At 62.4% G+C, this 1,454-nt stretch carries 3 protein-coding genes; all 3 read right to left on the bottom strand.

Translation table 11 applies throughout. The annotated features are described in order from the left end of the window. The coding region (locus tag AC5ZG1_RS43905; RefSeq protein ID WP_496136511.1) for a cell envelope biogenesis protein TolA at window positions 1-405 on the bottom strand (405 nt) is incomplete at its 3' end. Between the two features lie 25 nt (window positions 406-430). Continuing rightward, window positions 431-652, bottom strand: a complete 222-nt coding sequence (locus AC5ZG1_RS43900) for a hypothetical protein (protein ID WP_456645491.1) — start codon at window positions 650-652, stop codon at window positions 431-433. Between the two features lie 20 nt (window positions 653-672). Beyond that, on the bottom strand, window positions 673-1,454 hold a 782-nt coding region (gene ku, locus AC5ZG1_RS43895), incomplete at its 5' end, for a non-homologous end joining protein Ku (protein WP_496136510.1).

The following is a 1,454-nucleotide window of genomic DNA, read 5'->3' as shown; positions in this document are numbered from 1 at the left end:
GGCCTCTTCGCGCCGGCGCTCGGCGTCGCGGCGCTTCTGCTCCTTCTCGAATTCGGCGGCGGCCTTTCGCGCGTCGCGTTCGCTGATCTTGGGAGAGGTTCGCTTCGCCCGCGTCGGCCGACGCCTTTCCCGCCGAGCTCCGTTCTCGCCAGATCCCAAATCCGAAGGGAGATCAGAGTGCTCGGCGAAGCGCCCGTTAGATCCAGCGGGGCGCTTGAGCACCACGCCCGGCTTGGACATCGTCACGGCGATAACGTCCGGATCGTGCGTCTCCTTGGCGATGCCCTGGTGGAAAAGATTGCTGCCGGCTCCCCAGGCCTCGAGCGCCGCCTTCATCGAAGGCGCCGCGATCGCGAGATCGAAGAAGCCGAGAGACGTCTGAAATGTCTTGAGCTTCCTGACCATGAGGCGTGCAGGCTCGCGGAGTCTCCTACCGCCGGCGAGCGACCCAGACCCCAAGCAGGAAGGCAGCGAAGAGCGACTGCAACGGAGCGTTCATGGTGATCTCGCGCAGCCGATCGGCCCAGCGCATCGCGGCATCTTGTGAAGGCGAATCGACGGGTCGCCGGCGCGTTTCCGAAGTCCGCTCGACGCCGTCCTCGTTGATCAGCCCGGAGGCTTCCGTCATTGCCGAGGCTTCTTTCATGTCCATGCGGCTCTCCTACTCTGGCGTCAGGCGGACTTCCGTTGCGGCCTGGCCGCCGGCTTCTTCGCGGTCTCCTCCTTCGCCTTCTTGCCGGCAATCGGCATCAGCATCTCCTTTTGCCCAGCCGCCTTTTTCGCCTTCTTGGTGGACTTCTTCGGAGCCTTGGTCTCGTCCGCGGCGCTGCCGACGCTGCGCCGCAGCGCTTCCATCAGGTCGACGACGTTGTCGCCACGCGGCCGCTCCTTTGGGGTGATCGGCTTGCCGGCTCGCTTCTGGTTGATAAGGTCGATCAAAGCCGTCTCGTACTGGTCCTCGAACTTGTCTGGCTCGAAACGGCCGCTCTTCTGGTTCACGATGTGCTTGGCGAGATCGAGCATGTCTTTCGTGACTTTGACGTCCTGGATCTCGTCGAAATACTCATCTTCGGAGCGGACTTCGTACGGATATCGCAGCAACGACCCGACCAGGCCCTTGTCCAGCGGCTCGAGCGCGATGATGTGCTCGCGGTTCGTCAGCACCACCCGCCCAATCGCAACCTTGTTCATCTCGCGAATGGTCTCGCGGATTACCGCAAAGGCGTCGTGGCCGACCTTGCCATCCGGCCGGAGATAGTAAGGGCGGATCAAGTAGCGCGGGTCGATTTCTTCACGATCGACGAACTCGTCGATGTCTATGGTCCGGGTGGATTCGAGCACCACCTCCTCGAGCTCTTCCTTCGACACCTCGATGAAGGTTTCCTTGTCGAGCATGTAGCCCTTGACGATGTCCTCGTTAGCGACCTCCTCGCCAGTATCGGCGTCGACTTTCA

It is taken from the genome of Bradyrhizobium sp. Leo78 (genome assembly GCF_059512425.1).
This window is presented reverse-complemented; position numbering and strand designations above follow the sequence as displayed.